The 23,802-nt window shown below is 66.5% G+C and carries 21 protein-coding genes; 11 read left to right on the top strand and 10 right to left on the bottom strand.

Translation table 11 applies throughout. From position 1 onward, the window contains the following. Positions 1–83: 83 nt before the first annotated feature. The 5 genes from RBB42_RS16940 (at position 84) to RBB42_RS16920 (ending at position 6,368) form a co-directional block, all read left to right on the top strand. A complete protein-coding gene (locus RBB42_RS16940) occupies positions 84–1,430 on the top strand; it encodes a glutamine synthetase family protein (RefSeq protein WP_305970665.1) in 1,347 nt (448 codons plus the stop codon). A gap of 55 nt (positions 1,431–1,485) precedes the next feature. Beyond that, a complete protein-coding gene (locus tag RBB42_RS16935) occupies positions 1,486–2,184 on the top strand; it encodes a type 1 glutamine amidotransferase (protein ID WP_305970666.1) in 699 nt (232 codons plus the stop codon). Between the two features lie 17 nt (positions 2,185–2,201). Next, positions 2,202–3,575 carry a glutamine synthetase family protein gene (locus tag RBB42_RS16930; RefSeq protein WP_305970667.1) on the top strand — a complete coding sequence of 458 codons (1,374 nt, stop codon included), beginning with the start codon at positions 2,202–2,204 and terminating at the stop codon, positions 3,573–3,575. Positions 3,576–3,675: 100 nt separating this feature from the next. Then, positions 3,676–4,977 carry an NAD(P)/FAD-dependent oxidoreductase gene (locus tag RBB42_RS16925; protein ID WP_305970668.1) on the top strand — a complete coding sequence of 434 codons (1,302 nt, stop codon included), beginning with the start codon at positions 3,676–3,678 and terminating at the stop codon, positions 4,975–4,977. Between the two features lie 197 nt (positions 4,978–5,174). After that, positions 5,175–6,368 (top strand): DegT/DnrJ/EryC1/StrS family aminotransferase, encoded by a 1,194-nt coding sequence (locus RBB42_RS16920; protein ID WP_306043419.1) that lies wholly within the window; start codon positions 5,175–5,177, stop codon positions 6,366–6,368. Positions 6,369–6,440: 72 nt separating this feature from the next. Here RBB42_RS16920 and phaR read toward each other — a convergent pair whose 3' ends face one another. Both phaR and xseA read right to left on the bottom strand, forming a co-directional pair. Further along, complete coding sequence (phaR, locus tag RBB42_RS16915; protein WP_305970670.1) at positions 6,441–6,977, bottom strand: polyhydroxyalkanoate synthesis repressor PhaR; 537 nt, start codon at positions 6,975–6,977, stop codon at positions 6,441–6,443. A 101-nt stretch (positions 6,978–7,078) separates the two neighbouring features. Further along, positions 7,079–8,620: an exodeoxyribonuclease VII large subunit gene (xseA, locus tag RBB42_RS16910; RefSeq protein ID WP_305970671.1), complete on the bottom strand. Its 1,542-nt coding sequence runs from the start codon at positions 8,618–8,620 to the stop codon at positions 7,079–7,081. 141 nt (positions 8,621–8,761) lie between these two features. Here xseA and purD point away from each other — a divergent pair, with 141 nt between their 5' ends. Continuing rightward, entirely contained in the window at positions 8,762–10,027 is a 1,266-nt protein-coding gene (gene purD / locus RBB42_RS16905) for a phosphoribosylamine--glycine ligase (RefSeq protein WP_305970672.1), read from the top strand. Positions 10,028–10,196: 169 nt separating this feature from the next. After that, entirely contained in the window at positions 10,197–11,147 is a 951-nt protein-coding gene (locus RBB42_RS16900; protein WP_305970673.1) for a DMT family transporter, read from the top strand. Here RBB42_RS16900 and RBB42_RS16895 read toward each other — a convergent pair. Then, entirely contained in the window at positions 11,068–11,754 is a 687-nt protein-coding gene (locus RBB42_RS16895; RefSeq protein WP_305970674.1) for a thiamine diphosphokinase, read from the bottom strand. The genes RBB42_RS16900 and RBB42_RS16895 overlap by 80 nt on opposite strands. Before the next feature lie 139 nt (positions 11,755–11,893). Between RBB42_RS16895 and RBB42_RS16890 the strand changes: the two genes are divergently transcribed. Further along, positions 11,894–14,068, top strand: a complete 2,175-nt coding sequence (locus RBB42_RS16890; protein ID WP_305970675.1) for a midas domain-containing protein — start codon at positions 11,894–11,896, stop codon at positions 14,066–14,068. Between the two features lie 231 nt (positions 14,069–14,299). After that, on the top strand, positions 14,300–14,614 hold the full coding sequence (locus tag RBB42_RS16885) for a hypothetical protein (RefSeq protein ID WP_306043733.1): 315 nt from the start codon (positions 14,300–14,302) through the stop codon (positions 14,612–14,614). A 463-nt stretch (positions 14,615–15,077) separates the two neighbouring features. Here the strand turns inward: RBB42_RS16885 and RBB42_RS16880 are convergent, their stop codons facing one another. Then, complete coding sequence (locus tag RBB42_RS16880) at positions 15,078–15,305, bottom strand: DUF2842 domain-containing protein (protein WP_305970676.1); 228 nt, start codon at positions 15,303–15,305, stop codon at positions 15,078–15,080. A 31-nt stretch (positions 15,306–15,336) separates the two neighbouring features. Continuing rightward, on the bottom strand, positions 15,337–16,632 hold the full coding sequence (locus tag RBB42_RS16875; RefSeq protein ID WP_305970677.1) for an adenylosuccinate synthase: 1,296 nt from the start codon (positions 16,630–16,632) through the stop codon (positions 15,337–15,339). Positions 16,633–16,772: 140 nt separating this feature from the next. On the opposite strand from RBB42_RS16875, the gene RBB42_RS16870 reads away from it, so the two are divergent. After that, on the top strand, positions 16,773–17,168 hold the full coding sequence (locus RBB42_RS16870) for a DUF6524 family protein (RefSeq protein ID WP_305970678.1): 396 nt from the start codon (positions 16,773–16,775) through the stop codon (positions 17,166–17,168). A 15-nt stretch (positions 17,169–17,183) separates the two neighbouring features. Here RBB42_RS16870 and RBB42_RS16865 read toward each other — a convergent pair whose 3' ends face one another. From RBB42_RS16865 to RBB42_RS16850, 4 genes are all read right to left on the bottom strand, one after another. Next, complete coding sequence (locus tag RBB42_RS16865; protein WP_305970679.1) at positions 17,184–17,681, bottom strand: CAP domain-containing protein; 498 nt, start codon at positions 17,679–17,681, stop codon at positions 17,184–17,186. A gap of 11 nt (positions 17,682–17,692) precedes the next feature. After that, complete coding sequence (locus RBB42_RS16860; protein ID WP_305970680.1) at positions 17,693–19,054, bottom strand: 8-oxoguanine deaminase; 1,362 nt, start codon at positions 19,052–19,054, stop codon at positions 17,693–17,695. Between the two features lie 87 nt (positions 19,055–19,141). Further along, entirely contained in the window at positions 19,142–19,951 is an 810-nt protein-coding gene (locus RBB42_RS16855; protein ID WP_305970681.1) for an inositol monophosphatase family protein, read from the bottom strand. 49 nt (positions 19,952–20,000) lie between these two features. Further along, on the bottom strand, positions 20,001–20,375 hold the full coding sequence (locus RBB42_RS16850; RefSeq protein WP_305970682.1) for a helix-turn-helix domain-containing protein: 375 nt from the start codon (positions 20,373–20,375) through the stop codon (positions 20,001–20,003). Between the two features lie 291 nt (positions 20,376–20,666). On the opposite strand from RBB42_RS16850, the gene RBB42_RS16845 reads away from it, so the two are divergent. Further along, entirely contained in the window at positions 20,667–21,635 is a 969-nt protein-coding gene (locus RBB42_RS16845) for an NADPH:quinone oxidoreductase family protein (protein WP_305970683.1), read from the top strand. A gap of 59 nt (positions 21,636–21,694) precedes the next feature. Here the strand turns inward: RBB42_RS16845 and RBB42_RS16840 are convergent, their stop codons facing one another. Then, positions 21,695–23,653 (bottom strand): TonB-dependent receptor domain-containing protein, encoded by a 1,959-nt coding sequence (locus tag RBB42_RS16840; RefSeq protein ID WP_305970684.1) that lies wholly within the window; start codon positions 23,651–23,653, stop codon positions 21,695–21,697. Positions 23,654–23,802: the final 149 nt, after the last annotated feature.

The raw sequence follows: 23,802 nt of genomic DNA, 5'->3' as shown, positions 1-23,802 counted from the left end.
GCGGCGCGCCGTGAACGCCCCCCTTGCCCAATGGCGCGGGCTCGCCTATGAATTTGATCAAATTCTGAAAGCACGAGTTCCCCATGCCCGCCCCCAGCGCCGACTGGCTGCACGACCGCCCGCAAATCCGTACCATCCGCGCCGCCGCCTGTGACGTGAACGGCGTCGCCCGAGGCAAGCGCATGCCCATCCCCAGCGCCGTCAAGATGCTCAAGGACGGCACGCGCTTTCCCTTTTCGGCGCTGAACGTCGACATCTGGGGCGAGGACATCGCCGACAGCCCGCTGGTCTTTGACAGCGGCGACCGCGACGCGATCCTGTTCCCGACCGAACGCGGCTTTGTGCCCATGCCCTGGCTGGAGGCGCCCACCGCCCTGCTGCCGATCTGGATGTTCCACGAGGACGGCCGCCCCTTCGAGGGCGACCCGCGCCATGCGCTCTCGTTCATCCAGAAACGCTTTGCCGAAAAGGGGTTGACCCCGGTGGTGGCGGTGGAACTGGAATTCTACCTGATCGATGACAGCACCCGGCGCCTGCAGGTGCCGGTCAGCCCACGCTCCGGCAAGCGGCGCGACGCGGCAGAGGTGCTGTCGATCCGGGCGCTGGATGCCTTCGACATCTTCTTTACCGACCTCTACGAGGCTTGCGAGGTCATGGACATCCCCGCCGACACGCTGATCTCGGAGGCGGGGCTGGGCCAGTTCGAGGTCAACCTGATGCACCAGGCGGACCCGCTGAAGGCCGCCGACGATGCCTGGCTGTTCAAGATGCTGGTCAAGGGGCTGGCGCGGAAACACGGTTTTGCCGCCAGCTTCATGGCGAAACCCTACGAGGATTATTCCGGCAACGGCATGCACGCGCATTTCAGCGTGCTGGACGAAGACGGCAGGAACATCTTTGACAACGGCGGACCGGAGGGCACCGACGCGCTGCGCCATGCGATCGGTGGCTGCCTTGCCGCCCTGTCGGACAGCGCGCTGGTCTATGCACCGCATCTGAACAGCTATGAACGCATCGTGCCCGGGTCGCACGCGCCCTCGGCGATCTGCTGGGCCTATGACAACCGCACGGCGGCGGTGCGCGTGCCCTCGGGCCCGCCTGCGGCGCGCCGGATCGAACACCGGGTCGCAGGGGGCGACGTGAACCCCTACCTGGCGCTGGCCGCGATGCTGGGCGCCGCCTTGATGGGGATGGAGGACAAGACCGAACCGCCGGCGCGCATCACCGGCAACGCCTATGACCAGGACCTGCCGCATATCCCACGCGACTGGGGCAGCGCCATCGAGGCCTTTGCGCAAAGCCCGCTGATGCCGCGGATCTTTCCCAAGGAGTTGATCCGCAACTTTGTCCTGACCAAGCGGCAGGAGTTGCGCGACCTCGACGAGCTGACCAAGCACGAGCAGATGGACCTTTACCTGGATACGGTCTGATCTTGCAGGGCGCGCGGCGCGCGCCTAGCTTGCGGACCAGGAACATGGGTGTCTCATGAAAATCGGTATCTTGCAGACGGGCATCGTGGTGCCGGAACTGGCCAGGGAACACGGCCAGTACCCGGAGATGTTCATCGACCGCCTGTCCCACGCCGGGTTCGAATTTGAAACCTGGGCCGTGGTGAACGGAGAGTTCCCGCCGGGACCGGAGGCCGCCGACGGCTGGCTGATCACCGGGTCGCGCCACGGGGTCTACGAGGACCACGCCTGGCTGGCACCGCTGGAGGAATTGATCCGCCAGATCGTCGCGGCGGAGCGGCCGCTGGTGGGGATCTGTTTCGGACACCAGGTGATCGCGCAGGCGCTGGGAGGGACGGCGGTCAAGTATCCCGGCGGCTGGGCGGTCGGACCGCAGACCTATGACTTCGAGGGACGCGGGCCGAGAACCGTCATGGCCTGGCACCAGGATCAGGTGACAGAGCCGCCCGAGGGCGCCGTGACGCTGGCCGGCAATGACTTCTGCCGCCATGCCGCCCTGCTCTATCCGGGCAAGGCCTACACGGTGCAGCCGCATCCCGAGTTCGACCGCGCCTTTACCAAGGGGCTGCTGGACACGCGCGGCCCCGGCGTGGTGCCGGACGAGATCCTGCATGAGGCCGAGGCGGGGCTGGATGCGCCTCTGGACAGTGCCGAGTTGATCGACGACCTGATTTATTTCCTGAAACACAAGCGGCTGCCGGAAAGCGCCGCCTGAAACGCAAAGGACACCCCGTGGACACGAGTGCCCCGAGAGACTGGACCGAAACCCTGCCCGAACCGGCCCGCGCCTACCTGGAGGGGCGCCGCCTGGACGAGGTCGAATGCATCGTCTCGGACCTGCCGGGGATCGCGCGGGGCAAGGCGGTGCCGGCGTCGAAATTCGCCCGGATGGGCTATTTCCACCTGCCGGATTCGATCTTCTTCCAGACCATCACCGGCGACTGGGGCGAGGCCGCCTCGGACGAGGGGTTCATCGAACGGGACATGATCCTGAAACCGGACATGACCACCGCCACCGCCGCCCCCTGGACCGGCGACTGGACCCTTCAGGTGATCCACGACGCCTTTGACCGGCATGGCGAGCCGGTGCCCTTCAGCCCGCGCAACGTGTTGCAGCGCGTGGTCGCGCTGTATGAGGCGCAGGGCTGGAAGCCGGTGGTGGCGCCGGAGATGGAATTCTACCTGGTGGCGCGCAACGTCGACCCGGCCAAGGACATCGAACCGATGATGGGACGTTCCGGGCGCCCCGCCGCGGCGCGCCAGGCCTATTCGATGACTGCCGTGGACGAGTTCGGCCCGGTCATCGACGACATCTACGATTTCGCCGAGGCGCAGGGGTTCGAGATCGACGGCATCACGCAGGAGGGCGGCGCCGGCCAGCTGGAGATCAACCTGCGGCACGGCTCGCCGGTCAAGCTGGCGGACGAGGTGTTCTATTTCAAGCGGTTGATCCGCGAGGCGGCGCTGCGCCACGACTGTTTCGCCACCTTCATGGCCAAGCCCATCGCCGACGAGCCGGGCAGTGCCATGCATATCCACCATTCGGTGCTGGACCTGGCGACCGGGCAGAACCTGTTTTCCGGTCCGCAGGGCGGGGAAACGGATGCCTTCTACCACTTCATCGGCGGGTTGCAGGCGCATCTTCCCTCGGCCATCGCGGTGCTGGCGCCCTATGTGAATTCCTACCGGCGCTACGTGAAGGACCATGCGGCCCCGATCAACCTGGAATGGGGGCGCGACAACCGCACGACCGGCATCCGCATCCCCCTGTCCGGCCCCGACGCGCGGCGGGTGGAGAACCGGCTGGCGGGGATGGACTGCAACCCCTACCTGGGCATCGCGGCCTCGCTGGCCTGCGGCTACCTGGGGCTGATGGAAGAGCGGCGCCCGTCCAAGCAGTTCCGCGGCGATGCCTACGAGGGCGAAGGCGACATTCCCCGCGTCCTGGGCCAGGCGCTGGACGTCTTCGACGGGGCCACGGCCCTGCACGAGGTGCTGGGGCCGGAATTCGCGCGGGTCTATTCCATCGTCAAGCGCACGGAATACGAGGAATTCCTGCAGGTGATCTCTCCCTGGGAGCGCGAGCACCTGCTGCTGAACGTGTGATCCGGCGGTGCGCGCTGACGCGCGCGCAGGTTGGCGGAATGGGGGCTCTGCCCCCAAACCCCCGGAGTATTTCTGCAAAGAAGAAGCCACGAGGTGCGGCGTGAACCTGCTGTTTTCCAATGACCGACGCGGGGAATATCCCGAGAGCTGGTATGCCTCGGTGACGCCGGAGTTGCCGCCTTACCCGGTGCTGAAAGGCGAGGTGCGCGCGGATGTCTGCGTGGTGGGGGGCGGGTTCACCGGCCTTTCGGCGGCGCTGCACCTGGCGGAGGCCGGGCTGGACGTGGCGCTGGTCGAGGCGCACCGGGTCGGGTTCGGCGCCTCGGGGCGGAACGGCGGGCAGTTGGGCAGCGGGCAGCGGCAGGATCAGGTCAAGCTGGAGAAGATGGTGGGACGCGACGACGCGCGCCGGTTCTGGCAGCTGGGCGAGGAGGCCAAGGCGCTGGTGCGGGACCTGGCGGCGCGGCACGGCATCGACTGCGACCTGCGCGCGGGGATCGCCTGGGCCGGGTCTTCGGACGGTTCGGTGCGCGAGTTGCACGACTACGCGGACCACATGGCGCGGCAGTACGGCTATGGGCTCGAGGTGCTGGACCGGGACGGATTTGCCGCGCTCTGCCCCTCGCCCGCCTATCGCGGCGGGGTGCTGGACCGGGGGGCGGCCCATCTGAACCCGCTCAAGCTGGCGCTGGGTCTGGCCCGGGCGGCCGAGGCGGCCGGGGCACGGATCCACGAGCGCAGCCATGTGCATCATATCCGGCAGGGCAAGAGCGTGACCGTGCAGACCGAGGCCGGGCGCGTGGTGGCGGATCACCTTGTGCTGGGCTGCAACGGTTACCTGGGCGGGCTGGACCGGCAGGTGGCCGCGCGGGTCATGCCAATCAACAACTTCGTCGTGGCGACGGAGCCGCTGGGGGCGGAGGCCGCGCGGGTCTTGACGGAAGAGATCGCCGTGTCCGACGACCGTTTCGTCGTCAACTATTTCCGCCTGTCGCCGGACGGGCGGCTGTTGTTCGGGGGGGGCGAGAGTTATGGCTACAGGTTCCCCGCGGACATCCGCGCGACGGTGCGCAAACCGATGCTGGAGATCTTTCCGCATCTGCGCGACGTGGAGCTGACCCATGCCTGGGGCGGGACGCTGGCGATCACCATGAAACGCCTGCCGCACCTGGCGCGGCTGGCCCCGAACGTGCTGTCGGCCTCTGGCTATTCCGGGCACGGGGTGGGCAACGCGGTGCAGGCCGGCAAGCTGATGGCCGAGGCGGTGCGCGGGCAATCGGCGGGGTTCGACGCTTTCGCCGCCCTGCCCAGCCCCGCCTTTCCCGGCGGGCCGGCGTTCCGGTCGCCGCTGCTGGTGCTGGCGATGACCTGGTACGCGATGCGCGACCGTCTGGGACTGTAGCCCGGCGATTACCCTGGCAATCCGGACGAGCCGATCGGATCCCGTGACAGGGTCCGGCGCGGTTTCGGCTGCGGAAAACGCGGCGTCGCAGGGATCCGGCCCGGCGGAATGCGACGCTTTGGGGCTTTCCTCAGACCCTTAACTGATTTACATTTTCGAAAACCGAGCTTCAGGATTTTGAAAACATGCTTCCGAACATGCACGATGCCGAGCCGATCCCGGCCGAGGCCCGCGCCGAGATCGACCGCCTTTTGCAGTCCGGCGACCTGTTCCGCTACACCGCCCCCGAGGATGCGCCCGTCGCCCTGCTGGAACGCGAATTCGCAGAGTTCATGGGCGTGAAATACGCGCTTGCGGTGTCGAGCTGCTCGGCGGCGCTGTTCCTGTCGCTGGAGGCGCTGGACCTGCCGAAGGGCGCGCGCGTCATGATCCCCGGCTTCACCTTTGCTGCCGTGCCTTCGTCCATCGTGCACGCGGGACTGGTGCCGGTGCTCTGCGAAGTGGGCGAGGACTATCGCATCGACATGAAGGATTTCGCCGCCCGCCTGCCCGGCGTTCAGGCGGTCATCGTCAGCCACATGCGCGGCCATACCTCGGACATGGACGCGATCCTGGCCCTGTGCACCGAGGCCTGTGTGCCGGTGATCGAGGATGCGGCGCATTCCCTGGGCACCACCTGGCACGGGCGCAAGATCGGCACTCTGGGCCGTGTCGGCTGTTTCAGCTTTCAGAGCTACAAGCTGGTGAATGCCGGCGAAGGCGGCATTCTGGTGACCGATGACGCCGACCTGGTGGCCCGCGCCGTGATCCTGTCGGGCGCCTACGAGCACGCCTGGAAAAAGCACCTGCGCGCGGGCGACAATACCGCCGAACTGGAAGAGGCCTTTGCCCGCTGGCAGAACCGGTTGCCGCTGTACAACCTGCGCATGTCGAACCTCTCGGCGGCGGTGATCCGACCGCAGTTGCCGCATATCGACCGGCGTGTGACGGACGGGCGCCGCAACCATGACCATGTCGCGGCACGGATCGATCAGAGCCCCTGGATCGAGGTTCCCGCGAAACTGGCGCCCGAGGAACGCGCGCCGGATTCGCTGCAGTTCAACCTGTGCGGCATGAGCGACGCCGAAGTGCGTGCCTTTGTCGATGCCGCCGAGGCCGAGGGCGTCAAGGTGCAGGTCTTTGGCCTGAGCCGCGACAATGCCCGCGCCTACTGGAACTGGCAGTTCCTGCCCGAGATGCCCGAATTGCCGCGGACCCGCGCGATGTTGATGCGCGCCTGCGACACCCGCCTGCCTGCCCGCCTCTCACTCACGGACTGCGATGCCGTGGCCGCCGTGCTGACCCGCGCGGCAGAAACGGCCACCGCGCCGCAACGCGCCTACGGCACCTGAGGCGGGTGAGCCGGCGCCCCGGTCACCTCCCTGACATGGGGGACGGTGGCCGGGCGCCCTCTGCCCGGCGGATTACTTGTCGAGCTTGGACAGCTTGTTCTGCAGGTCGGACAGCTGCTTCTTTATGGTCTCGAGGTCTTCCTTGCTTTCCTTGGAAGGCTTTTCCCCGTCCTCGCCGGGAAGCTGCCCGCCCATCGCCTTGAGGAAGGCCTCTTGCTGGGCCTGCATCGCCTCGAAGCCCTTGGCCATCGGGTTCATGGAATTGACGTTCTCGAACCACTTCGACTGGCTGTCGCGGAACATCTCGAAGCTGGCGGCCAGGAACTGCGGCACGGCGCTGGTGGCCTGGGTGGTATAGCTGCGCACAAGGTCGGTCAGCACATTGATCGGCAGGACGCTCTGGCCCTTGCTTTCGTGCTCGGCCACAATCTGCAGCAGGTATTGCCGGGTCAGGTCGTCGCCGGACTTCAGGTCGACGATCTGGACGTCGCGCCCGTCACGGATGAACCCGGCGATGTCCTCGAGCGTGACATAGTCGGAGGTCTCGGTGTTGTAGAGCCGCCGGCTGGCGTAACGCTTGATCAGAAGCGGTTTTTCACTCTCGGCCACAGGTGCCCTCCCCGACATTGGTGCAATGCAGCGAATCCTATGCGAGTGCAGAAGAAAAGGAAAGCCTGCGGGCGGTTGTGACGCAGAATGAAGGTTCGGCGCTAGAACAGGCTGCCCTGTTCGGGCGGTTTCGGCTTGGCCGGTTTGCGGGGTGAGGAACGCCCGCCAAGCTTTAGCGTGCCATCGGCAAATTCGATTTCCAGCCCGGTGGCCTCCTCGGCGGCGGCCTTGGTCATCACCAGGTGGCCATCGCCACGCACCACGGCATAGCCGCGCCGCAGCGTCTCGCGGTAGCCCAGCGTCTCGTGCAGGCGCATGAGCGCGTCCAGCTTGCGGCGCTTTTCGCCCTGGCGGGCGGTCATGGCCTCGTCCAGCCGGCGGGTCAGGCCCGCCAGCCGTTCCCGGCCCACGGCGATCTCGCGCGTGATCTGGCGCGGGCTGAGCCGGTCGGCACGGCGGCCCAGCGCCTCGCGCCGGGCCTTGACCAGGCGCGCCAGCGCCGGGCCAAGCCGCGCGCCGCGATCCTCCAGCCGCCGCTGTTCCACCGCGATGGCGCGGGACAGGACACCGGGGCGCAGGCTGCCCGCGGTCTCGGACAGGTGCAACTTGCGCCGCTCGACAGAACGCGACAGCGCCAGCGGCAGCCGTTCCCCCTGGATGTCGAGCCTCTGGCGCGGCCCGTCCAGCAGTTCCTCGGGGCGCGGCAGGGCGCGGGACAGATCGCGCAGCCGCTGGCCGCGGACCTCGAGCCGCTGCGACATGGCGCGCTCCATCCGGGCGCCGAAATCGCGCACGGCGCCGATCAGTTCCATGCGTACGGGCACCGCCAGTTCCGCCGCCGCCGTGGGCGTCGGCGCGCGCCGGTCGGACACGAAGTCGATCAGGGTGGTGTCGGTCTCGTGCCCCACGGCCGAAATCAGCGGAATATCCGAGGCGGCGGCGGCACGCGCCACCGCCTCTTCGTTGAAGCCCCAGAGATCCTCGACCGAGCCGCCACCGCGCGCGACGATCAGCAGGTCGGGGCGCGGCAGCGCGCCGCCGGGCGTCAGGCGGTTGAAGCCTTCGATGGCACGGGCCACCTCGGGTGCGCATTTCGCGCCTTGCACCGCCACCGGCCAGATCAGCACCTTGCGCGGAAAACGCTCGCGCAGGCGATGCAGGATGTCGCGGATCACCGCGCCGCTGGGCGAGGTCACGACGCCGATGATCTCTGGCAGGTAGGGCAGGCGTTTCTTGCGTTCGGCGGCAAACAGCCCCTCCGCCTGCAACATCGCCTTGCGCTTTTCCAGCATCGCCATGAGCGCGCCCGCGCCCGCCGGTCGGATGTCCTCGATGACGATCTGGTATTTCGACTGGCCGGGAAAGGTGGTCAGGCGCCCGGTGGCGATGACCTCCATCCCCTCTTCGGGCTGGGTCTGCAGACGGGCAGCGACGCCTTTCCACATCACGCCGGAGATCACGGAACGGTCGTCCTTGAGATCCAGGTAGACATGCCCGGACCGAGGTCGGCTGACGCGCCCAATCTCGCCGCGCACCCGGACAAAGCCGAATTCGCCCTCGATGACGCGTTTCACCGCGCCCGAAAGCTCGCTGACACTGAATTCCGGCGTGTTGCCCTCTGGTCCGTCGTCGATCAGGTCCATGCCGCCTCGCTTGCTCTTGCCTGCGGCTGACCTTAAACGACGGCCAACCGCCCGAAAAGACGCCCCCGGCGTCTTCTTGGTCCAAATCCCCGGAGGCGCGACGGGTCAACCTGTCCACCCGGCCAGCAAAGGAGTGCGCCCGTGAACATTCTCATCCTCGGCAGTGGCGGCCGCGAACACAGTCTTGCCTGGGCCACCCTGCAGAACCCCAAGTGCGACAAGCTGATCGTGGCGCCGGGCAACGCGGGCATCGCCCAGATCGCCGAATGCGCGCGGCTGGACATCGAGGACCCGGGCGCAGTGACGGAATTCGCCGGCGAAAACGCCATCGACCTGGTGATCATCGGGCCAGAGGCACCGTTGGCCGCCGGCGTGGCCGACCGCCTGCGCGAGGCCGGCATCCTTGTCTTCGGCCCCTCTGCCGACGCCGCCCGGCTGGAAGCCTCCAAGAGCTTTACCAAGGAGATCTGCGCCGCCGTGAATGCCCCCACCGCGGGCTATGGCCATTTTACCGAGGCCGAGGCCGCCAAGGACCATATCCGCGCCCAGGGCGCGCCCATCGTCGTCAAGGCCGACGGGCTTGCCGCGGGCAAGGGCGTGATCATCGCCGAAACCGTCGAGGACGCCTGCGCGGCGGTCGACGACATGTTCGGCGGCGCCTTTGGCGGCGCGGGCGCCGAGGTGGTGATCGAGGAATTCATGAGTGGCGAAGAGGCGAGCTTTTTCGTGCTGGTCGATGGCGAGACCTGCCTGCCCATCGGCACCGCGCAGGATCACAAGCGCATCGGCGAAGGCGACACCGGCCCCAATACCGGCGGCATGGGGGCCTATTCCCCCGCGCCGATCATGGACGAGGCCGTGACGCAGAAGGCACTGGACGAGATCGTGCGCCCGACGATGGCCGAGATGGTCCGGCGCGGGATGCCCTACCAGGGCGTGCTCTATGTCGGGCTGATGATCGAGAGCGGGCAGCCCCGGCTGGTGGAATACAACGTGCGGTTCGGCGACCCGGAATGCCAGGTGCTGATGCTGCGGCTGGGGGCACAGGCGCTGGACCTGATGCATGCCTGTGCCGATGGGCGGCTGGCCGAGGCGCAGGTCACATGGGCAGAGGACCACGCCATGACCGTGGTCATGGCCGCCGACGGGTATCCCGGCGACTATGCGAAAGGCACCGAGATCCGCGGCCTGGACGCCCTGCCCGAGGACAGTTTCCACATGATGTTTCACGCCGGGACCAAGGCCGAGGGCGGCAAGGTGCTGGCCAATGGCGGGCGGGTGCTGAACGCCACGGCGCGTGGCACCTCCCTGCAGGAGGCCCGCGACCGCGCCTATGCGCTGGTCGATGCCGTGGACTGGCCCGAGGGCGTGCATCGCCGCGACATCGGCTGGCGCGCGCTGGACTGAGGCCGGAGGCTTTCGTGCAACCTCTCATTGGTTGCGCGGGCCAGCTTTGTCGGCGCCGGGGCCTGTTGATTGGGGGGGGGCTGGCGCCGCCGGACGACCGGCACCGCCTCGCAGGCCGCTGATTGCTTTTGCCGTTTCGCCGCTGGCGCCCCGGCGCTAGGGTCCGCGCATGAACGACACCGATCTCGACCGTCCCATGCTGGGCATTGCCCTGATGCTGGCATTCTGCCTGCTGGCCCCCTTTGCGGATGCGCTGGCGAAACTGCTGGGGTCCGAGATGGCGGTTGGTCAGTTGGTGACGCTGCGCTTTGCGTTTCAGGCGGCGATCCTTGTCCCGCTGAGCATCGCGACGCGCCGGGTCTGGCGGATGGATGGGCGCATCCTGTTCTTCGTCACCCTGCGCACGCTGCTGCATATCACGGGGATCTCGCTGGTCTTCACCTCGCTGCTGTACCTGCCGCTGGCCGATGCCATTGCCATCGCCTATGTCATGCCGTTCATCCTGCTCTTGCTGGGGTTCTGGTTCCTGGGCGAGGAAGTGGGCTGGCGGCGGCTGGCGGCCAGTGCGGTGGGTTTTGTCGGCACCTTGATGGTGGTTCAGCCTGCCTTTTCCGAGGTTGGCTGGCCCGCGCTGCTGCCGCTGGGTGTCGCCGTGGTGTTTGCGCTGTTCATGCTGGTGACGCGGCGTATCGCCGGAGAGACAGATCCCATCGCGATGCAGGCGGTCTCTGCCTTGATCGCCCTGGTGATCATGGTGCCGGTCATGGCGCTGACCCCGTCTGACACGGTCGAGGCTCTGTCATGGGTCGCACCCTCGGCCCGCGGTTGGTGGCTGATCACCGCGATGGGGGCGGCGGGGACGCTGGCGCACCTGCTGATGACATGGTCGTTGCGCTATGCGCCGGCCTCGACCCTCGCGCCGATGCAGTACCTGGAAATCCCCTTTGCCACCGCCGTGGGCTATGTGATCTTCGGCGACCTGCCGGGGCCGCTGGCGACGCTGGGAATCGGTGTGACCATCGCCGCCGGGCTGTACATCGTCATGCGCGAGCGGGCCATCCACCGGGCGCGTCCGCCAGTCCCGAAAGCAGTACATTCAGGCATTCCGCCGGCAGGATGAGCAGCATCTGCGGCCCGTCCATCGACAGGCGCACCGGCCCGGTCACCTCGTTCGAGGTGCCCACGGGGCCAGTTGGCGCAAAGTTCAGCCCGTCGATCGGCCAGCGAAGCCCCTGTGACCGCCCGGTGACCGGCGCCATCGGAAAGAGCGACAGCCGCGTGCCCGGCGCAAGGTCCAGCGCCAGGTCGGGCGGGCAGAGCATGGTCACGTCCTCGGCCCCGATCAGAATGCAACGCACGTCGCAGCGCGCGGCCAGCACCGTCATGGCCGCCAGTTGATGATCCAGCCGCTTGCCCAGGAACCCGTAGCCAAAGACCAACGGCGCCGAGATATGGCGCAGGCACTTGTCGAAATCGGTGCTGTCCTGTTCCGCGATGGGCCGCAGAACGCCGGGATCCAGCCGGGTCTGCACCTCTGGCGCCAGCGAATCCATGTCGCCATAGACGGCATCCGGCATCCGGCCCTGCGCCAGCACCGTTTCGGCGCCGCTGTCGGCCGCTACGACCACCTCCGCCGCCTGAACCGCCCGGGCCAGAACCGCGTTGTCGACTTCGCCGCCCCCCACGAGGAGGACTGGCGTGTCGCTATGAACAATTTTAGACTTCATGGCGAATTAATGGCTTTTTGGGAAACAGACCACAATCCGGTCACGAAATGATACCCTTCCGGGCACAGATTCGATCAGCTTTCGTCCCGGTCAGCGTGGTAAACACACTGTTGCAGAACGATAGAAAGTGAGCAGCACTATGGTGAGTTCGAGCAAGATCCTGACCGTGTCCTACGGCACCTTCTCCTGCACCGCCGAGGGGTTCGACGATCCGTTGGACGTGGTCAAGGAAGCCACGCATTTTTTCCGCGGCGTCGTCGGCGAGGACCGGTTCTTTGGCGCCGAACCGCCGCAGTTCGATCCCGAACTTGCCTCGGAATACCTGCGCGACCGCCTGGCCGAGCCGGGCAGCGGCACGCTGTCCATCGGCAGCCCGCCGCGCGTGATGGCCGCCGCCGCCTCTGCCGGGGCGATGGCCGCCGCGATGTCGGGCCGCGAGCAGGACGCCGTTGCCGATGACATGCTGCCCGATGACGATACCATCGAAGCCACCGCCGTTCTGACCGAAAGACCGGAGCCTGCGACCGCCGACCTCGTGCACGAGGCCGCGCCGGACGACGTGGCCCCCGACGGGACGGAGGCTGCGCCTGCTCCGCGGCCCTCCGCTCCCGACGATATCACCGCCAAGCTGGACCGGATTCGCGCCGTCGTCGCCTCTGCCGAGGAAGAGGACGAGGATGACGCACCGCAGGCCACGCCGGAGGACACACCGGAAGAGGCCCCCGAAGGCGAGGCGCTGGAAACTCTGCTGGATGAACTGGTCGTCGAAAGCGGCGACACCGAGGCGGCAGAACTGGACGAGACGCTGTTTGCCGACAACGAGGAGGACTCCGATCTGGCGGCGGACCTGAACGTCAACCTGGACGCGCCGGAAGAGGATCACGACAGCGCGCTGGATGCCGCCGTTGCCAGCCTGATGGCCGAAGACGACGACAAGGAAGACGCCCCCCTGCGCCGGACCGCGGCGACCGCCGCCGCTGCCGCGCTGGCCACCGGCCCGATGCGCCCGGATGCCGAGCCCGACGAGAGCGATGACATCGCCGAAGCGCCCGAGGATGACCCCGAGGCGGCGCTGGACCTGGCCCGGACGGCAGAGACGGCGCCGGAACCGGAGGCCGAGGGCCCTGCCCCCGCGCCCGTCGACGCGTTGCCCGCCGAGGATCAGCCCGAACCGGCCCCGGTGCGTGCCCGCATCGTCAAGGTCAAGCGCGCCGCCTTTGAACAGGCAATCGACGAGGGCACGCTGGAAGAGGTTCTGGACGACACCGCGCCTGGCGGTTTCACCCCGGAAGAAACCAGCAGCCTCAGCCCCGAGGAAGAAGCGGAACTGGCCCGGGAACTGGCCGCAGTAAAGGCGGAACTGGCCAGCGACTTCGGCGCCTGGGACGAGGACGACGATGCCGCGCTGTCCGATACCTGGGACACCGTCACGGACGAGGATGAAGACGAAGCTTTGGCGACTGCCGCGCCAGATGTGGACGCTGCACCGCTGCGCCTCGACAACCCGATCACCGCCCCCGAGGCAGAGCCTGCCCCGGACCTGGAAGACACGGTTGCCGAAGCGATTCAGGACAACGCGCGCAAGGCCGTCAAGCTGGCAAGCCCGGCCCGCGCCATGCTGACCGAGGGAGAGGTCGGCGACGGCGACACCTCGCGCCTGCTGGACCAGACCAACACCGAGATGGACGAACCCGAAGGCAACCGCCGCCGCAGCGCCATCGCCCACCTGCGCGCCGCCGTTGCCGCCACCAAGGCGGATCGCCACCTGAGCAAGAAGGCGGATGCCGCCGAGGAACAGGAACCCTACCGCGAGGATCTGGCCAGCGTGGTGCGCCCGCGCCGTCCGCAAAGCGTGAGCCACCCCAGCGCGCGCCCCGCGCCCCATGACGATGCGCCGACGCCGCTGAAACTGGTGGCGGAACAGCGTGTCGCCGCGGCCTCCGACGCCGGCGAGCCCGGCCCTGTCCGCCCGCGCCGCGTGCGCCGCACGGTTCCCGCGCCCGAAACCCACAGCCCGGCACAGGCCGGCACGGCCTCGGGCTTTGCCGCCTATGCCCAGGACGTGGGCGCCGCGGAACTGCCCGAATTGCTGGAGGCCGCCGCCGCCTACATGTCCTACGTCGAGGGCCGCGACCAGTTCTCGCGCCCGCAGTTGATGACGACGCTGCGCCAGGCCGAGGTCACCGACAGCTCACGCGAGGACCGGCTGCGCAGCTTTGGCCAGCTGCTGCGCGAGGGCAAGATCCGCAAGACCTCGGGCGGCCGGTTCACTGCCGCCGAGACGATCAGCTTCAAGCCTGCCGCCAACGGCTGATCCCGTCCATAGAAAACCCCCGTACCGGATCCCAGCCACCTGTCAGCTGTGACGAACGTCCAGCCGAACAACCTGAGGGCCATAAATGAACGCGCGCTTGCAGAAATCTGCGAGCGCGCTGGCCCATCGCGTGTCGGGTATGCCGGCATCCTGCCGTTCGCCTCGGACACTCCTTTCTCGCCGCGCAAGTGAAGGGCGTGGAAGGGGCGGATCGTGTTGAAAATCTCGGCCTTGATCGAGGAAGATTTGGTTGGTTCAAAACAGCGGGTAGGAGGATCGGCCAGGATGGGACCGCTTCTGGCGCTGTTCCACAAGGTCTCGCTCGAGGATCACATGCCGCAGGATCACCTGCTTCGCTCCATCGACCGATACGTGAACAACTCCGGGCTCCGCAGCCATCTCGCTGATTTCTGCGGCCAAACCGGAATCAACACTCGTGGTTACAACCCCTCAACAAAGAAGAATTTGAACAAAGCGCCTTCTTCAAACCTCCTCCTATCTGGTTTCGGCAGGCGATTGACGAACACGGTAAATCCAAGTGGGTAAACCAGCCGGAAAAAGGAGACGTAAAACGCCAGCCCAAGGAGCGAACTCAATAGGAGTTCACCTTTGGATGTTGGAAGATATATGAAAATATTTAAATCCACCCCACAAGAAGACCGAAACAGCCAGATTTCGCCGCAATGCACAGAGTTGGCGCAGACGCTACGTCACGGTGAGGGATTTCGCGGGGGGCAGGTTACCTTAGTGTGTCGCGTCTGGCTATTCTGGAGCTTCTGTTCGAGATCAAAGCAATGACGGTTGTTTGAAGCGTAAAAAGAATGGCCATTCGAAACATCAAATCGAATGGCCACCATATCCTGCATTTCTGACCTGTGGGCGGTCAAAATACTCCAGCAAGGCACGATCAGCACCACATCTGCCAAGGTCACCTGCCGCGCTCACCGCAAGCCTCAAGGAACGGAAAGCTGGGCACTGCTACCGCGGCCGACGAGCGTCCAGACCGCCGTCACTCCCTGTCATCGGGGTCGGCCTGGCCGACGCCCATGAAGATCGGCTTCAGCGGCAGGATCCAGGCCACGCCGAAAAAGACGTAGATCACGAATTCCACCGCCACCGGCAGGTGCCACAGGTCAAGGCGGCTCAGCACGCCCCAGGCCACCACGATATAGAGCGGGAACCCCACCAGCAGCACGAAAAGGGACCAGCGCCTGCGCGCCTTGTAGCTGAGTGCCATGTCTTGCTCCTTTCCGATCCTGCGAATGCAGTTAGTCCGCGAAGGGGTCCGTGACCAGAATCGTGTCATCACGCTCGGGCGAGGTGGACAGCAGGGCCACCGGACAACCGATCAGCTCTTCGACACGGCGGACGTATTTGATCGCCGCGGCCGGCAGATCGGCCCAGCTGCGCGCGCCTTCGGTCGATTCGCTCCAGCCTTCCATCTCTTCGTAGACCGGCACGCAACGCGCCTGTTCCTCGGAGGCGAAGGGCAGGTAGTCCAGAACCTTGCCGTCCAGCTCGTAGCCGACACAGATCTTGAGCGTCTCGAACCCGTCCAGCACGTCCAGCTTGGTCAGCGAAATGCCGTTCACACCCGAAGTCGCACAGGTCTGGCGCACCAGCACCGCGTCGAACCAGCCGCAGCGGCGCTTGCGGCCCGTGGTGGTGCCGAACTCATGGCCGCGCTCGCCCAGGCGCTGACCGTCCGCATCGTCCAACTCGGTCGGGAACGGCCCCTCGCCCACGCGGGTGGTGTAGGCCTTGACGATGCCCAGCACGAAATCGATGGCGCCAGGGCCGATACCGGTGCCGGTGGCCGCCTGCCCGGCGATGACGTTCGAGGAAGTGACAAAGGGATAGGTGCCGAAGTCCACGTCCAGCAGCGCGCCCTGGGCTCCTTCGAAGAGAATACGCTCACCGGCGCGGCGCTTCTCGTTCAGGATCTTCCAGACCGGGGCCGCGTATTGCAGGATCTCCTCGGAAACCTGCCGCAGCTGCGCGATCAGCGCGTCGCGGTCCACCGCCTCGATTCCCAGGCCACGGCGCAGCGGGTCGTGATGCGCCAGCGCCCGGTCCACACGCGCCTGCAGCGTGGCATCATCGGCCAGGTCGGCGACGCGCACGGCGCGACGGCCCACCTTGTCCTCGTAGGCCGGGCCGATGCCGCGACCGGTGGTGCCGATCTTGGCGCCCGGACGTGCGGCGGCCTCGCGGGCGCGGTCCAGCTCGCCGTGGATCGGCAGGATCAACGGCGTGTTTTCGGCGATCATCAGCGTTTCGGGCGTGATTTCCACACCTTGCGCGCGGATCGTCTCGATCTCGGACACCAGGTGCCAGGGGTCCAGCACCACGCCATTGCCGATGACCGACAGCTTGCCCCGGCGCACCACGCCAGACGGCAGCGCGTGCAGCTTGTAGACCGTGCCATCGACGACCAGCGTGTGCCCGGCGTTGTGGCCACCTTGGAAACGGCAGATCACATCGGCCCGGCTCGACAGCCAGTCGACGATCTTGCCCTTGCCTTCGTCACCCCATTGCGCGCCAACCACGACGACATTTGCCATCACATTCCCCTTTACGGCGTTGCAAACCCGCGCGTGTATACGCGCGCAATGCCGCCTGCGAAACCGCAAAATCGCCGCAAGAGACTGGACAGGCGCGCGCCGTCAGGGCAGCAAGGCGGCAAACCTCTGGAGGTGCCCATATGAGTTTCCTGCTGCGCTGGCTCTTTGCCTTCGTCCTGCTGGCCGCAACCTACAACCCGAGCCAGGTCAACTATGTCCGCTGGGCCATGAACAATGTCGACGGGAACCTGCCGCTGGTGGTGCTCTTCGGGATCGTGCTGCTGATCGGCTATATCATCTACCTGCGGGCGACGCTGCGCTCGATCGGGGTTTTCGGCATGGCGTTGGTGCTGGGGCTGGTCGCCGCGATTCTCTGGGCGCTGGTCTATTATGGATTGCTCGACCTGTCGGACCCCAAGCTGTCGACCTGGATCGGGATATTTGCCCTGTCGCTGGTACTGGGCGTGGGCCTCAGCTGGTCGATCATCCGACGTAAGCTGTCGGGCCAAATCGACATGGACGACGTCGAGGAGTAAGGCGCCAGCGGCGGCTCAACAGCCGTCGCGCCCCACCACCATGACCCAGCTGTCATTGGAACTGCGCACGAGCCCGTATTCCGTGGCACCCTGGGACAGCATGGTGCGCCGGTGTCCGGGCGACCCGGCCCAATCAGACATCACCTCGCCCAGCGTGCGCTGCCCCCGGGCGATGTTTTCCGCGATCACGCAGGGCCGGTAGCCGGCCCTTTGCACGCGGCTCATCGGGTTGCTGCCGTCCGGGCCGACATGGTCGAAAAAGCCCTTGCGGTCCATGTCCTGCGCGTGGCGGCGCGCGGCCTCTTCCAGCCGGGCGGAGCGCGTCAGTGGCGGCAGGCCGTTTTCGGCCCGAAAGGCGTTCAGCGCCGCGCCGCCCTGCCCTTCGGCAAAGCCGCCAAAACCGCGCGAGGCCGGTTCGGCGCGCATCGCGCCTTGTCCGGAAAACCGCCCCTGCGGCACCCAGCCGCAAGAAGCCACCGCAGCGCAGAGCGCCATCACCCAGACCAGCCGCATGTCATTTCCCCCTAAAGCGCCTCGGCCAGCTTGCGCGCCAGCGCGTTCTGCCGCGCCACCGCCGCGTCGATGTCAAAGCTGACGATCCGCCCGTCCTCGACCACCAACCGGCCTTCGACCAAAAGATACCGGACGCGCTGCGGTCCGGCCAGCAGCAGCGCCGCCGGATCCCAGCTACCGGCGCTTTCCAGCCCACCAACGTCCCAGAGCGCGATATCCGCGCGCTTGCCCACCGCGATTTGGCCGCAATCCTCGCGCCCCAGCACCTGTGCCCCGCCGCGCGTGGCGATCCACAGCGCTTCGCGCGCGCTCATGGCGTCGGCGCCGCGCGAAACCCGCTGCAACAGCATCGCCTGTCGCGCCTCTGCCGCGAGGCTCCCGGCATCGTTGCTGGCCGATCCATCCACGCCCAGCCCCACGCGCACACCCGCGTCTCGCATCGCCCGCACCGGGGCGATTCCGCTGCCGAGGCGGCAATTGGAGCAGGGGCAATGGGCCACGCCGGTTTTCGAACGGGCGAAGAGGTCGATCTCTTGCCCGTCGAGTTTCACGCAATGGGCGTGCCAGACGTCCTCGCCGGTCCAGCCCAGATCCTCGGCGTACTGGCCGGGACGACAACCGAACTGCGCCTGGGAATAGGCAATGTCCTCTTCGTTTTCGGCCAGGTGGGTGTGCAGGCGCACGCCCTTGTCGCGGGCCAGGATCGCCGCGTCGCGCATCAGCTCTCGGCTGACGGAAAAGGGCGAACAGGGGGCGACACCGACGCGCAGCATCGCGCCCTCGGCAGGGTCATGAAAGGCGTCGATCACCCGGATGCAATCGTCGAGAATCGCCGCCTCGCCTTCGACCAGCGGATCCGGCGGCAGGCCGCCGTCGCTTTCGCCGATACTCATGGCGCCGCGCGTGGGGTGGAACCGCAATCCCACCTCGCGCGCCGCGGCAATCGTGTCGTCCAGCCGGGCGCCATTTGGGTAGAGGTACAGGTGGTCCGAGGACATGGTGCAGCCCGACAGCGCCAGTTCCGCCAGCCCCACCTGGGCCGAGACGAACATCTCGTCAGGACCGAAGCGCGCCCAGATCGGGTAGAGCGTCTGAAGCCAGCCGAACAGCAGCGCGTCCTGTCCGCCGGGCACCGCGCGGGTCAGCGTCTGGTACAGGTGGTGGTGCGTGTTGACGAGACCGGGCGTGACCACGCAGGAGCCCGCCTCGACGATACGCCCGGAGGTTGTCAGCCCCTGCCCGATCTGCGTGATCACTCCGTCGCGGATCAAGATGTCTGCGTCGGTCAGTTCACTCGCGTCGTCGTCCATGCACAGGACGGTCCGCGCGTTGCGGATCAGGATTTCAGGTTGTGGATTTGTGGAATGTGCCATGTCAGCCCCTCACGAAAGCCCTTTTCGGTGAGAGACAGGGTGCGGCACGCCAGAAAAGGGAAGGACACGTGACCGCCCGGCCGCACATTAGCCCGCGTTGCGCAACAGGTCCAGCGCGGTGGCGTGCAGTTCGGGCGTCGCGGCGGCAAGAGCGCGGCCACCGTCATGCACCGGTCCCCCCTCCCAGTTCGTGACGATCCCGCCCGCCGCCTCGATCACGGCGATCGGGGCCTGGATGTCATAGGCCTGGAGGCCCGCCTCGATGACCAGGTCGATCTGGCCTGCCGCCAGCAGCGCGTAGGCGTAGCAATCCATGCCATAGCGCACCAGTCGCGTCCGGGCGGCGACGCGTTCGAACCCGGCGCGATCTTCGGGCGTGCCGACCTCGGGGAAGGTGGTGAAGAGAACGGCCTCGTCGATGGCCTGCGTGCCGCGCACGCCCAACGGACCCGCGCCATGCGGTCCGGTGAAGTCCGAGCGCGACAGTCCGCCGCGGAATCGTTCCTGCGTGTAAGGCTGGGCGATGATGCCGTAGACCGGGCCAGAGTCATCGCGGACAGAAATCAGCACCCCCCAGGTCGGGGTTCCGGCCAGAAAAGCGCGTGTGCCATCAATGGGATCAAGGACCCAGGTGAAACCGGAGGTGCCGGTCTGCGTGCCGTATTCCTCACCCAGGATCGCATCGCCGGGGCGCCGGTCGGCCAGGACCGCGCGCATGGCCTGCTCGGCGGCGCGGTCGGCTGCGGTCACCGGGTCGAACCCGGAGCCCGCGTCCTTGTTTTCGGCTGTCAGGCCGCGCTGGCGGAAAAAGGGCAGGATCGCCTTGCCAGCCGCGTCGGCCAAAGCCTCCGCCGTTTCGATCAGTTCTTGAGCTAGCTCTAACGAGATCCGGTCCATGCGCCCCTCCTGCAACCCTTGTGCGGGCTACAGCAGCGGCGCAAGGGGCTCAAGCCACGTCGGACAGAACCCGCGCCAGTTCGAAAAGGCGGCGGCGCTGGTTTTCAGGGATCGCGTAGTAGGAGCGAACCAGGTCCAGGGCTTCCTTGTCGCCCATGATGTCTGCGGGCACGGATTCCGCAGCCCCCTCTTCGGCGGCACTCTCGTTTTCGATGCCTTCGAAGAAAAAGCTGACCGGCACGTCCAATGCCTCGGCGATATCCCAGAGCCGCGAGGCGCTGACGCGGTTCGCGCCGGTCTCGTACTTCTGGATCTGCTGGAACTTGATGCCAACGCATTCAGCCAGTTGCTGCTGCGTCATGCCGACGAGCCAGCGACGGTGCCTGATGCGTTTGCCGACATGAACGTCAACGGGGTGCGCCATCTGTGTCTTCCTGTACTATGGGTGTGACCAGATGAGCCGGGACCGTACCCCAAATCCCCCAGAACCAGCATCATCCTACACGCTATAATCAAACGTGGTACATCATAACCATGTTCAAAATCAAGTCGTATGACCACCTACTGATGGTGCGCAGCGGGGAAAAACACGACAAAGTTGAACTTGACCGGAAAGCATTCGGTTACACTTTGTTTCAGCTGGACCACGGGCACAGGTACTTTGCCTTGGACGCAAACTCGGCTAGGCATTTGAAAACCCTATGCAGAGGATGGTATGCGCGCCTTTTTCCTGACCGATCACGACACGCCGGCCCGCCTGAGCGAGATTGCCGTGCCCGACCCGGCAGAGGGTCAAATCCGCCTTCGAATCGCGGCCTGCGGACTGAACTTCGCGGATCTTCTCATGCAGAAAGGCACCTATCAGGACACGCCGCCCCTGCCTTTCGTGCTGGGGATGGAGGTTGCGGGAATCGTGGATGCAACGGGACCCGGGGTTGAAGGATTCTCCGAGGGTGACCGAGTCGCGGTCTTCGGCGGCCAAGGCGGGCTTGCGGACTACGGCTGTTTTTCGGCCTCGCGCGCGGTCAAGCTGCCCGACACGATGGGATGGACCGATGCCGCCGGTTTCCAGATCGCCTATGGCACCAGTCACCTGGCGTTGGACCACCGGGCACGCCTGCAACCCGGTGAGACGCTGCTGGTGCTGGGCGCCGCGGGGGGCGTCGGACTGACCGCGGTCGAAATCGGCAAGCTGATGGGCGCCCGTGTCGTGGCCTGCGCCCGCGGCGCTGACAAGCTGGCGGCGGCGCAATCTGCCGGGGCCGATCACCTGATCGATGCCGAGACCGGCGACATCCGCGCCGAGATGAAGGCGCTTGGCGGGGCCGACGTTGTCTATGATCCGGTGGGTGGCGAGCAGTTCACCGCCGCCTTCCGATCCTGCAACCCCGAGGGCCGCTTGCTGAGCATCGGATTCGCAAGTGGAGACGTGCCGCAGATCAAGGCCAATCACCTGATGGTCAAGAACCTCTCTGTCATGGGTCTGTATTGGGGCGGCTACCTGGCCTTCCGGCCAGAGGTGCTGACCGGATCGCTGGCGCAGCTCATGGCCTGGCATGGCGAGGGTCGGTTGAAACCGCATATCAGCCACGTCCTTCCGCTGGAGCAGGCCGCCGAAGGGATGGAATTGCTACGCAGCCGCAAATCGACCGGCAAGGTGGTCATCAGCATCGCTGATCTCTGACGCCCGGCATTCTGCATCAAAAGAGAGGGCGGCCCTGCTCACCGGCCGCCCTCCCGGCCTCAGAACCGCAGGCTTGCGGTGAGGGAAATCGTCCGGCCCGGCTCGCTCAGGGGAACGACATTGCCAAGGCCAAGGCCGTCGGCGCTGCGGCTGGCATAGGTCTGATCAAAGAGGTTCTCGACGTCCAGCCGCACCTCCAGCCCCTCGACGCTTTTCGGCTTGTAGGCCGTATAGACGTTCACCACCTCGTAGGCCGGCAGGGTGACTGACCCCAGATCGTTTTCCAGCGCGATTTCGGCATTGCCACCAACGCGCCACTCTGACGTGACGTCGTACCCGGCCTCAAGCCCGATCAAATGCCCCACCGGCCGGCCGAAGTAATAGGCGGTCGACCCGATCGGTGCGCCGTCCAACTCGACATCGGCGAAGGTGTAGTTCACCCGCGCAAAGCCTCTTGTCCCGGTATACCCAACCGACCCGTCGAAGCCCTGCGAGGTCAGGTCCGCCAGCGTGCCCCGAGCCCCGCCCGAGGGCAGGACCGCCGCGATGTCGCGGATCTCTGTGTGAAAGACCGCGCCGCTGATCGCCCAGGGACCGCTTTCGTAGCGCAGGCCAAGGCGCGCGGTGTCCGAACGCGACGAGGCAAAGCCGGTATAGTCCCAGTCGCCGCCAAAGTTGATCAGCGCCGCCTCGCCCAGTTCGAACCCGCCCCAGCTGGAGGCAAGACCGGCGTTCAGCGACAGCGTATCGGACAGCGTTACGTCAACTGCCCCGTTGACGCTCAGGCCGTTTTCCTCGAACCGCGCCCCGTTCGCGCCCTTGAATTCCTGGTGATCGAGACGCGCGCCGTAGGAGACCGACAGGCGGTCGCTGAGATCCTGCCGCGCCTGCGCAAACAGGCCGATGCTGGACAGAGTCTCTTCGCCCGAGGAGCCGAAGGCACCCGGGCCGAGGCCCCGGCCCTCGGCGGTTTCATAGAAGAAGTCCAGCCCCGCGGTAAGGGTGCCGTTGCCCAATTGCCATTCGTTGCGGGCGATGCCGCTGAGGCTGGTGTTCAACCCCCAGACGCCGGATGCGTCGATTTCCTGTTCGTTGTAGCTGAGTTGCAGAAACGGCGCGAACCAGCCCTGCGGCGCCTCGTCCTGGTAGGTCAGCGTGTAGGAGGTTCGGCGCGACAGCCCCTCGACAAAGACGCTGGGCCGCCCGACGACCTCGGCGAAGTCGGGACGGGTAAAGAGAATCCCGCCAGGACCGGCCTGGGCCGACCGGCGGCCGGTGTCCTCGGTGTCCGAGGCCGAGAAGGACAGGCGCTTGCCGCTGTCCGAGGTAAAGGCGAACTTGAAAACGTAGGCCGACAGATCCGCCTCTGTCCCCGCCACGGTCTTGCCGTCGCCGTCCTTGTAGTCGTCACCGGTCTGACGGGTGCCGCTGAGCAACCATTCAAAGCCTTCCTCCTGCCCGAACAGGGTCAGCGAGCGCCGAAAGCCCTGACCGTTGCTGCTGCCGCGCAGCGTGGTCAGCCCGCCCATGCGTTCGCCCGGCTCCAGGAAGTCGCGCGCGTCCTTGGTGGTATAGGCCAGCCCGCCGGCCAGGGCATTCGGCCCGGCATCGGCGGGCGCGATGCCCTCGCTGACCTCGACCGATTTCAGCAATGCCGGGTCAAAGAGGATGTTGCCGGTATGGTGAAAGGCCGACTTGTTCTGCCGCGCGCCGTCGATGGTGACAGAGAGCAGGCTTTCCTCGATCCCGTTGACGAAGACCTTTTGCGCGATGGCCGCGCCACCGCTGACGGCGACCGAGGATTCGCCCCGGAACACATCGGCGACCGAGGCCGGGTTGCGCTGCTCCAGCTGTTCCTCGTCGATCTTGTGGTTGCCCAGCAGCGTCTGGGCGGATTCGGAGATGATCCGAAGCGTGCCCAGAAAGACCGGGTCCGTATCCTGCGCGGCAGAAGGTGTTGCAAAAGAAAAAAGGCAAGTGCCCAGCAGCAAGGCGCCGCGGCCAGTCGGTCCGGTCATGTTGTCCCCTCGGATCGTGATGTTCGAGCGGCTGGATGACCTTCAGGGACAGGCTGTCTGGCGTGCTATCTTGTTTCCCGGGCAAGTAGTCGACAAAAAGAGTCAAGTCAAGGAGGCCCGGGGCTCTGTCCGTGCTGGCCCCTGCCCCC

The sequence above is a fragment of the Mameliella sp. MMSF_3455 genome (genome assembly GCF_030733205.1).
Taxonomy (GTDB): Bacteria; Pseudomonadota; Alphaproteobacteria; order Rhodobacterales; family Rhodobacteraceae; genus Antarctobacter.
This window is presented reverse-complemented; position numbering and strand designations above follow the sequence as displayed.

Coding starts and splice junctions, on each gene's coding strand:
- RBB42_RS16940 (WP_305970665.1), top strand. CDS start 84: ATGCCCGCCCCCAGCGCCGACTGGCTGCACGACCGCCCGCAAATCCGT.
- RBB42_RS16935 (WP_305970666.1), top strand. CDS start 1,486: ATGAAAATCGGTATCTTGCAGACGGGCATCGTGGTGCCGGAACTGGCC.
- RBB42_RS16920 (WP_306043419.1), top strand. CDS start 5,175: ATGCACGATGCCGAGCCGATCCCGGCCGAGGCCCGCGCCGAGATCGAC.
- xseA (WP_305970671.1), bottom strand. CDS start 8,620: ATGGACCTGATCGACGACGGACCAGAGGGCAACACGCCGGAATTCAGT.
- RBB42_RS16900 (WP_305970673.1), top strand. CDS start 10,197: ATGAACGACACCGATCTCGACCGTCCCATGCTGGGCATTGCCCTGATG.
- RBB42_RS16895 (WP_305970674.1), bottom strand. CDS start 11,754: ATGAAGTCTAAAATTGTTCATAGCGACACGCCAGTCCTCCTCGTGGGG.
- RBB42_RS16890 (WP_305970675.1), top strand. CDS start 11,894: ATGGTGAGTTCGAGCAAGATCCTGACCGTGTCCTACGGCACCTTCTCC.
- RBB42_RS16880 (WP_305970676.1), bottom strand. CDS start 15,305: ATGGCACTCAGCTACAAGGCGCGCAGGCGCTGGTCCCTTTTCGTGCTG.
- RBB42_RS16875 (WP_305970677.1), bottom strand. CDS start 16,632: ATGGCAAATGTCGTCGTGGTTGGCGCGCAATGGGGTGACGAAGGCAAG.
- RBB42_RS16870 (WP_305970678.1), top strand. CDS start 16,773: ATGAGTTTCCTGCTGCGCTGGCTCTTTGCCTTCGTCCTGCTGGCCGCA.
- RBB42_RS16865 (WP_305970679.1), bottom strand. CDS start 17,681: ATGCGGCTGGTCTGGGTGATGGCGCTCTGCGCTGCGGTGGCTTCTTGC.
- RBB42_RS16860 (WP_305970680.1), bottom strand. CDS start 19,054: ATGGCACATTCCACAAATCCACAACCTGAAATCCTGATCCGCAACGCG.
- RBB42_RS16855 (WP_305970681.1), bottom strand. CDS start 19,951: ATGGACCGGATCTCGTTAGAGCTAGCTCAAGAACTGATCGAAACGGCG.
- RBB42_RS16850 (WP_305970682.1), bottom strand. CDS start 20,375: ATGGCGCACCCCGTTGACGTTCATGTCGGCAAACGCATCAGGCACCGT.
- RBB42_RS16845 (WP_305970683.1), top strand. CDS start 20,667: ATGCGCGCCTTTTTCCTGACCGATCACGACACGCCGGCCCGCCTGAGC.
- RBB42_RS16840 (WP_305970684.1), bottom strand. CDS start 23,653: ATGACCGGACCGACTGGCCGCGGCGCCTTGCTGCTGGGCACTTGCCTT.